Annotated in this window: 10 protein-coding genes; 7 read left to right on the forward strand and 3 right to left on the reverse strand. The window is 37.8% G+C overall.

All coding sequences use genetic code 11. From position 1 onward, the window contains the following. Positions 1 to 620: 620 nt before the first annotated feature. On the reverse strand, positions 621 to 1,088 hold the full coding sequence (locus FTV48_RS13560) for a hypothetical protein (RefSeq protein WP_180000691.1): 468 nt from the start codon (positions 1,086 to 1,088) through the stop codon (positions 621 to 623). 230 nt (positions 1,089 to 1,318) lie between these two features. Further along, on the reverse strand, positions 1,319 to 2,437 hold the full coding sequence (locus tag FTV48_RS13565; protein ID WP_004907341.1) for an IS1182 family transposase: 1,119 nt from the start codon (positions 2,435 to 2,437) through the stop codon (positions 1,319 to 1,321). A gap of 158 nt (positions 2,438 to 2,595) precedes the next feature. Here FTV48_RS13565 and FTV48_RS13570 point away from each other — a divergent pair, with 158 nt between their 5' ends. Then, on the forward strand, positions 2,596 to 3,315 hold the full coding sequence (locus tag FTV48_RS13570) for a phytanoyl-CoA dioxygenase family protein (protein ID WP_087554354.1): 720 nt from the start codon (positions 2,596 to 2,598) through the stop codon (positions 3,313 to 3,315). A 119-nt stretch (positions 3,316 to 3,434) separates the two neighbouring features. On the opposite strand, the gene FTV48_RS13575 is transcribed toward FTV48_RS13570, so the two are convergent. Then, positions 3,435 to 3,845 carry a conjugal transfer protein TraD gene (locus FTV48_RS13575; RefSeq protein ID WP_180000693.1) on the reverse strand — a complete coding sequence of 137 codons (411 nt, stop codon included), beginning with the start codon at positions 3,843 to 3,845 and terminating at the stop codon, positions 3,435 to 3,437. Between the two features lie 280 nt (positions 3,846 to 4,125). On the opposite strand from FTV48_RS13575, the gene FTV48_RS13580 reads away from it, so the two are divergent. The 6 genes from FTV48_RS13580 (at position 4,126) to FTV48_RS13605 (ending at position 7,285) form a co-directional block, all read left to right on the forward strand. Further along, the gene (locus FTV48_RS13580; RefSeq protein WP_180000695.1) at positions 4,126 to 4,281 is read left to right on the forward strand and encodes a hypothetical protein; all 156 of its coding nucleotides are present in this window, start codon (positions 4,126 to 4,128) and stop codon (positions 4,279 to 4,281) included. Next, the gene (locus FTV48_RS13585) at positions 4,281 to 5,210 is read left to right on the forward strand and encodes a MobA/MobL family protein (RefSeq protein WP_180000696.1); all 930 of its coding nucleotides are present in this window, start codon (positions 4,281 to 4,283) and stop codon (positions 5,208 to 5,210) included. Before FTV48_RS13580 ends, FTV48_RS13585 begins: the two co-directional genes overlap by 1 nt. Beyond that, entirely contained in the window at positions 5,207 to 5,707 is a 501-nt protein-coding gene (locus tag FTV48_RS13590; protein ID WP_180000698.1) for a hypothetical protein, read from the forward strand. The genes FTV48_RS13585 and FTV48_RS13590 overlap by 4 nt, the downstream gene beginning before the upstream one ends. Before the next feature lie 142 nt (positions 5,708 to 5,849). Continuing rightward, entirely contained in the window at positions 5,850 to 6,143 is a 294-nt protein-coding gene (locus FTV48_RS13595; RefSeq protein ID WP_180000700.1) for a type II toxin-antitoxin system RelB/DinJ family antitoxin, read from the forward strand. Beyond that, positions 6,136 to 6,417 (forward strand): type II toxin-antitoxin system YafQ family toxin, encoded by a 282-nt coding sequence (locus tag FTV48_RS13600; RefSeq protein WP_180000702.1) that lies wholly within the window; start codon positions 6,136 to 6,138, stop codon positions 6,415 to 6,417. The genes FTV48_RS13595 and FTV48_RS13600 overlap by 8 nt, the downstream gene beginning before the upstream one ends. A 58-nt stretch (positions 6,418 to 6,475) precedes the next feature. Then, positions 6,476 to 7,285, forward strand: a complete 810-nt coding sequence (locus FTV48_RS13605) for a hypothetical protein (RefSeq protein ID WP_180000703.1) — start codon at positions 6,476 to 6,478, stop codon at positions 7,283 to 7,285. Positions 7,286 to 7,578: the final 293 nt, after the last annotated feature.

Raw genomic sequence — 7,578 nt, forward strand, 5'->3', positions numbered from 1 at the left:
TATTTTCACAATAAACAGTGTTTATATCAAGCCTCAAAATGATAAGTCTTCGTTAATTCGTGTTTTAAATCGTCAAATAAGTATCCTAGATCGAGCTTTGCCCGCTTCTGCGTGTCCGTTTTACGGTTGGCATGCAGTACGTGTGGTAGGAATAAGTGTCACTGGCGTATTGTAGCTATAGTCGAAAGGCTAAACCGCTTACAGGGGAACTTCACATAGGCGGAGCGTTGGGAGTAGTTACATAGGACTTGTTAAGTTGTACGTTGGGGAAACCCTCGCAGAGATACAGGCAATGTAACGACAGGGAGCGCGTGGAGCGAAGTGCAAGACTTTGAGTCCTTGTCTGCATAGTTTGCAAAGCTATGTGCGGATACGACCGATATACGTGGCTCCGAAGCCAAATATATACGGAACATCGGCAGTACTTAGGGGATGTGTCATTTTTTTAAATGACGGCCCTTAGGGTGAGTATTGCCGAAACTCTCTCAACCGTTTCCAAAGCCAAAGCACGAAGTGCGACGCTTTGGGGGCGAGTTGAGAAGTTGAGAGCATTTATTTTTTTGTTTTATGAAAATGTGGGGCTGTTTTCTGAGATACCAATATATATTCTGCTTAGGCTATTATTTATGTAGTACCCCAGCTTCTCTGTTATCAAATTCAATTGTATTCACATCGTTATTTTTCCATAGTCTATCAGCACATACTTCAGGAAATGCAATCATTTCCATTGTTTTTATATTCCCAAAAACAGTATTTCTGCTAAAAATTTTTCCCCATTTTTTTTCAATCTTTAGTGGTTCATTAGTACTTACTGCATAGTAATTAGACTTGGCATATCCTTTTGAACACATGATAGTAAAATTATTTACAGTACTTTTTCCACCTAATGTGGTTGTTTTTAAATCAAAAGATCGAATGTCGTTGTAATCGTTGTTGTAATCATTTTTTATTGAATCTCTGTCTAAGTATATTTTATTGAGAGTTTCTTTTTGCTTATCTTTGATAGTAACACCGATAAGTTCCCACTTAGGTTCAGCATGACAAATAACAGGTAAGATAAAACTTAAGGATAAGATAATATTTTTCATTTATATAAGGTATAACTAAATTAAATATTAATGATGAAGAACTTGCAAAATTATTGTCCCAGCCGACACAGCTGTAGCTCCTCTTAAAAAAGAGGCTTTTTTTTAATCAAACCCGAGTTGCGCTATGATTTTAGGGATCAATCATCTTGTTTCTCCATATCTTAAACAAGCTGATGCGTTGACCTGTGTCAAATATTCAATCATTAAGCACTTAATCAATTGCCTTGTCGTCACCTCAAAAGTCGCATCAATTGATCGGCTGTTTGAGCAATCAAACCAAACATCAAATGACTCATCACCTTAGCGTGACCTCGATAATAAATCACCCGACCGCCAAACTCATCCTTTAAACGGGCATTACTGCGTTCAGCACTGCTACGGGTTTTATATCGCTGTGCTTCCGCTTTGCAAAATTCTATTTTTTCACCCTGACGCTTGTTGTGATCAATCAACGGAACACGACCTCTTGATCTCACAAACTCTCGAATATCCGTACTACAATAACCTGCATCCATCAGCTCATAACATGCCGTAACACGCTGTTCACTCATCAACGATAACGGCAGGGCAACACGACTATCATGAACGACCGCACCCGTCAGATAAGCACTGATCACTACACCACAACATGCTGTATCTAAATGAAGCTTGTAGCCTTTGGTACTCTCAGAATACCCTTTTGAGTTCGTTTTTGTGCCAACAGAACAGCCCGTAGGTAAATCTCGGAGCATTTCAGGAAGTGTCTGTGTGAGTTGAATCTGAATGGCAGTTAATATTTTAGTGGTCAAGGTCTTAGGCGAGTTGAATGCAGGGCGACCTCGTTTTTTGGCAGGCGGTTTTACAACAGGAGGGAGAACTATTTTCTCAACACCTTCGCGTGCTGGAATCATGGTTGCATCACGGCTAATATGACCGATTAACGTATCCGCAAGATTGGACTTCACCATCTGCTCATGAACGCGAGTGGTTAGTTTACGCGCTGCAAATTCAGCAAAAACACGGCTAAATGTCCCTTCGCTGGGTAGTTTTTTATACAGATTGAAGCCGCAAATTCGCCGCAATCTACGATCAACTTCTAGGCGTTCAATCAAGCCCCGTGTGGTGACGATACCAAGTTCAGCTTTTGCAATAAAGGCACATGCCAAAGCGCAGCGGTCAGCAGGAGGTCTTCCCACAGCACACCCTTGATATTGGTATACCAAGGATTCGATGTCACTCCACTCGAGCACACGAATAATGCGTTCGAGCTTTGAGCTGATGCCGTCTAAATCGGCTGCGACTAAAGGAATAAGTTCGTATTGTAAGGCTTGAAACCGTTGTTTGAGAAAAGGGCTTAATGTAGTATTCATGCTGTAGATGTTAGGGTGTTGGTTTAGAAGCTCATTTTAACATCTACAACTTTTTTCAAAAAATGTTAATTCAGGCTGTTTGTGGAGTTTTGCAAGTGCCTCTTAAGGCTATTGCCTAAGTAGAGCTGATTGAATCTTAGGGATTGGAAATTTTTAAAATGAATCATAATGGAGCCGATTTGGATCAAATAAAGTTAAAACAAATTAAAACTGACTTAAGTGTTGATGGAATTGTTAAGCTATCTCAGTTTATTGATAAAAAAGAAGTAAATTTAATCAAAGAGAGTTTGGTTGAAGAACTGAAACGTTTAAAAATTTATGAAAATAATAAAATAATCTCTAAAGAATTGAAAAAATTGAGTCATTTTCAACAGATTGTCATGTTGTCCAGAACAGTTAAACAGCCAAAAACTTTAGAAAAATATTCAGATATTTTGGGTGAAGTTGTATTCAAAATTTTTGCTAAAAAGTTTTACTCTGATCAGAAACAGCAACTTCTACTGACATTACCTCAACAGGAAAAATGGACACTGAATGATTTAAAATGGCATGTCGATTCACATTCAACAGCTTTTGAGTCACTGCAATTTTTTTTAATCATTGATGATATTCAACCTCATGGTGGTGGAACTCTAGTTTTGAAAGGTTCACATCATTTAACTGAACGATCTTCTTCAAGTCAGCTGAATCATTTATTGAGTACGAAAATATTAAATCAGCCTTTTGATTTTCAGAATAAAAAATTAGAGATCATTGAATTAACTGGCGTACAAGGGGATGTGTATTTAATGGATATGAGGGTTATTCATTCTCCAGCGATAAATGCTGCAAAAAAGATAAGAATGATGGCAACGTATAGATATTTTCAGAATTTGTAAGATAAATAAAGAAAACCCATCATCCTGACAGGATCTTCTTCATAAGAGATATTCCTAATCCATGCTGACATTCACATAGAAAAGAAACTATTGATAACACCTAGATTATATTATAAAAATTAACGTATTTTACGTAAATTGAGAGTTTCTTGTCCTAACTCTTTCCAAATTTGCCATTTCATATCGTTTGGATCTATTTCCGCAGTTTTAAGAAGAACTCCAAGCAATTCGGCAGGATCTCTTTTATCTAGGTTGGCAATTTCAAAAAGTGCACCTAATTGGATGAGGTGACGTGTACGAGCTTTACGTTCAGCTTCCCTTTCCACATTCAATAATTTTCTAACTGCTATTTTTTGCTTATTCGCCCGGTCTATAGCTTTTTCAGCTTTGATCAAGGCATTCAGTTTTTTCTCTTGGTCGGGTGTACGGTATTGGAGTTGAGCTAATTCTAATAAAAGTTTCTGTGCATCACTGGGATTCTTTAAAGCTGAAATGTAGGTAACTTTTTCAGACAGCCATTCATTATTCATATTCAATTCCTTAATTCAGATACCGCAAAAGTACAAGCTCAATACTCAAAGAACGATAACAAAATAATTACGTCCAATGTACGCAATTTTGTTAAAGTTCGTTCTAGAGATTCTCGCCTGTACTTCCATCAAATTTTTGATGGCGCGCTTAGACGTTTCTCTACTTCGTAGAGAAACCTAAGCACGTTAGGGACTTCATCCCTAAAACCCTGAAACTTCTTTTTTTCGTTCAATTGAAAATTGAATGAAAAAAAGAAGTACCAAAACTAGGAGCAACAACATGCAACTAAAACAGGTATTGGGAAAGATCAAAGATATTATTTTTGGCGTTATCGCAGCACCGCTACTCATCCTCATTATGGTGCTTGCTTCGATACTCGATCAAAGAGCGTTTAAGAAGGAACGCAACCAAAAAAAGGAACAGGATAAAACCTAATGGCGATTGCTCGTTTAAGTGTCAAAGTCGGTAAGGCAGGCAAGGCAGCACCGCATGCCGAATATATAGATCGAGATGAAGAAAAAAAGAAAAAAGAGGAACAGGCTAAAACTGACCTTGAACATAGTGACTATGGAAACATGCCGAAATGGGCAGAACATAATCCGATTAACTTCTGGCAGGCAGCCGACCTTTACGAGCGCAAAAATGGCAGTACCTATCGAGAATATGAAATTGCCCTACCGAGAGAAATGAATGCTGAGCAACGCCTAGAACTGGTTGAGGACTTCATTCAGTCCGAGATCGGTTCAAGATATCCGTATCAGTTTGCGATTCATAACCCTAAAGCAATGGACGGCAACGATCAGCCCCACGTCCACCTCATGTTTAATGAACGTCTGCAAGATGGAATCGAACGAGATCCAGAGCAATATTTCAAACGCTATAACGGCAAAAATCCTGAACGTGGCGGAGCTAAAAAAGATAATACAGGCAAGAGTTACCAGGAACGAAAAACCGATATTAAAGACCTACGCCAAAGATGGGCAGATTTATGCAACAGCCATTTAGAAAGACATCAAATTGACAGCCGTATTGATATGCGAAGCTACAAAGAGCAAGGCATAGACAAAGAACCTGAAAAGAAACTGCTACCAAGCCAAGCGAAGAATCCTGAAATCAGGGAAGCCCTGCAACAGTCGCGTACAGCCCATAAAGAGCTTGTAGGGCTAGACTTAGGCGACCCGAAAAAAGACCTCCAAGACCTCAAAGACAGCCCAATTTCAGACAAAGAAATTAAACAAGGTATTGAGAGCTTTAAGGCTGATTTTGATAGCTTCAAACAGCTTGCTTTGGAACAGTACAAAGAACAGCAGAAATTAGAACGAGAGCAACAGAAAACAATGAAGTTTAGAGGGATGAGCCGATGACACCTGATGAAAAAAAGTTATATGCATTGATGGCAGTTGCAGAACAACAGCAGAACCTAGTTAATCAGGCCGTTAAAGAGCTTCAAATCACCGAAGAACGCATTCAGAAGGTTATTGCAGGGCAAACCCATAGCACCGTATCAAAATCGCTAAATACGGGTTTACAAGAGGGCACAGCGGAGCTGATTAAGACCGCCAAAGCACTTGGACGCTTGAATAATTCAATTGAATCAGCCAGTGATCAATTTTCATGGAAGCTCATTGCCATTGTTCTAGGCATCTTTGCCATTTTGATGCTAGCCATGACTTGGTTATTTAGTGTTTATATCAAACCTTTAGGCAATATCCCGCAGATCGAGAGCCTAAGACAGCAAGGTATACAGTTTGATATTGGAAGCTGCAAAGTTAATGGTGAATCTAAAACTTGCGTCCGAGTGATGAAAGAGCAGTGCGGATATGGAAACGATAAAGATTTTTGCGTGATAGACCCTAAATAGTGGAATCCGAAAATAAAAATTAAAATTCTGTTATGGCAATAATTGGAACTTCGATACTTATATTCTTACATTAAAAGTAATGAAAAAGTAAAGATAATGCCTTATATTATCTTTACATTATTGGTTCTTGGAGGGATTAACCATGTCCGCAGTCAATTTCAATATGCGTTTAGAGGCAGAACTAAAAGAAAAAGTTACTCCTATTTTGGAAGACTATGGTTTGACTATGCCTCAAGCATTCAAACTGTTCTTGAATCAAATCGTTAAAACTAAAGCGATTCCTTTGTCTTTTGACTATGCACGAGAACCTGCTTTAACTCCTAAAGCAGCAGCCAAGTTACTTCAATCTTTAAAAGAGATTGAAAATGGCGAGTACACCGAGTACGAAACAGTAGAAGAAGCCATTCAAGCAATGTCGGAAGAAGCTAATGGCTAAACGAAAAATCATCGTAACCAGCTCATTTAAACGAGATATTAAAAGACGTTACTTAGATTTGGTTACGGCTGAATGGGCCGAGGTACTGGCCTGTTTAGTCGCTAATAGTCCATTGCCTGAAAAATACCTAGATCACCCATTAAAAGGTGGTGCTGAGTTTAAAAATTGTCGAGATTGCCACGTTAAACCCGATTTAGTCTTAATTTATAGGCTCGTAGGTGATGATGTTTTAGAATTACACCAGTTAGATAGCCATTCAGAGATTTTTGGTTAAGTGACCATTCAGAATTGTTTTTAATGTTTTGAAATTAGTAAAAGTTAAGGAAGTTGTTATGTTGAAGCGGTCAAGTTTAGAAAGAAAAGAGTTCAAGCAGGAAGAGCTTGCACTAATGAAGAAGCTTGATTTAAATGATATTGAGATTATTAAGTCTGATAATCTTGCACAACTCTTAATTTGGACTTCTGAACTTGCTGAATATCATCATGCTCAATTTATTGAATTTAGTCATAAGTTAGATCATGTTGATGAAATAGAAGAGCGAGAAGATATTAATAAGAAGATTATTTTTTATAGAAAAAGTAGATTTTCAGAGAATCACATCAAGGATTTCTATCTAAAGAAGCTATTGGATCAAGGGGAAGCGACCGTAAGGGGATATATCAAACATCCGATTAAGCAGGATACGAAGTATGCTGTAATTTCTTATCATGGATATGATTTTATTAGTTTTGCGACGCCTGAAATTATTGAAAAATTTCCTTTAAATTTCATTGATTTTATGCAAATGGAAGCACCAAAAACACTGGCCGATATACACCCCGACGAAGCTCTACTGCTATCAACTATCAAGGATTTTATAAAGCCTTTTAAAGAACAATATAAAAAAATAAAGAGCAAAAATAGAGAGATAAAAGAGCACAATGTGGTCGTACATGCAATTTATATAAAAATTAAAAATAAAGAAGCAACTTTGCAAAAGCCAACAGATTCAAAGCCTAAAGAATCTAGTCCAAAGTCTACTGAAAATAGTGCTGTGCCACTAGAAATGAAGCAGGTAGCCATTCAGAAAAATATGGCTCCACAAGAAAAGCCAATTACTGTGATTAAGAAGCGAAAATTTGCTTTAAACAAGGATAAGTAATTTGTAATTTAAAATTATAAACAAAAACCCCTCTAAGTCTTGCAACTTAGAGGGGTTTTCCAGTAAATTCTACGGTACGCAGTTATTTGATGTCACAACCATCTAATAACGAAGATCATAAGGTTTAGCGACCGTTATGATTTCACACTAAGGCTGGTACCTGAACTCTATTTTCACAATAAACAGTGTTTATATCAAGCCTCAAAATGATAAGTCTTCGTTAATTCGTGTTTTAAATCGTCAAATAAGTATCCTAGATCGAGCTTTGCCCGCTTCTGCGTGTCCGTTTTACG

The organism is Acinetobacter sp. YH18001 (genome assembly GCF_013416975.1).
Classification (GTDB): Bacteria; Pseudomonadota; Gammaproteobacteria; order Pseudomonadales; family Moraxellaceae; genus Acinetobacter; species Acinetobacter pseudolwoffii.

Bases quoted from the DNA above. Each gene is read 5' to 3' on its own strand.
- FTV48_RS13560 (WP_180000691.1), bottom strand. From the start codon at position 1,088: ATGAAAAATATTATCTTATCCTTAAGTTTTATCTTACCTGTTATTTGT.
- FTV48_RS13565 (WP_004907341.1), bottom strand. From the start codon at position 2,437: ATGAATACTACATTAAGCCCTTTTCTCAAACAACGGTTTCAAGCCTTA.
- FTV48_RS13570 (WP_087554354.1), top strand. From the start codon at position 2,596: ATGAATCATAATGGAGCCGATTTGGATCAAATAAAGTTAAAACAAATT.
- FTV48_RS13575 (WP_180000693.1), bottom strand. From the start codon at position 3,845: ATGAATAATGAATGGCTGTCTGAAAAAGTTACCTACATTTCAGCTTTA.
- FTV48_RS13580 (WP_180000695.1), top strand. From the start codon at position 4,126: ATGCAACTAAAACAGGTATTGGGAAAGATCAAAGATATTATTTTTGGC.
- FTV48_RS13585 (WP_180000696.1), top strand. From the start codon at position 4,281: ATGGCGATTGCTCGTTTAAGTGTCAAAGTCGGTAAGGCAGGCAAGGCA.
- FTV48_RS13590 (WP_180000698.1), top strand. From the start codon at position 5,207: ATGACACCTGATGAAAAAAAGTTATATGCATTGATGGCAGTTGCAGAA.
- FTV48_RS13595 (WP_180000700.1), top strand. From the start codon at position 5,850: ATGTCCGCAGTCAATTTCAATATGCGTTTAGAGGCAGAACTAAAAGAA.
- FTV48_RS13600 (WP_180000702.1), top strand. From the start codon at position 6,136: ATGGCTAAACGAAAAATCATCGTAACCAGCTCATTTAAACGAGATATT.
- FTV48_RS13605 (WP_180000703.1), top strand. From the start codon at position 6,476: ATGTTGAAGCGGTCAAGTTTAGAAAGAAAAGAGTTCAAGCAGGAAGAG.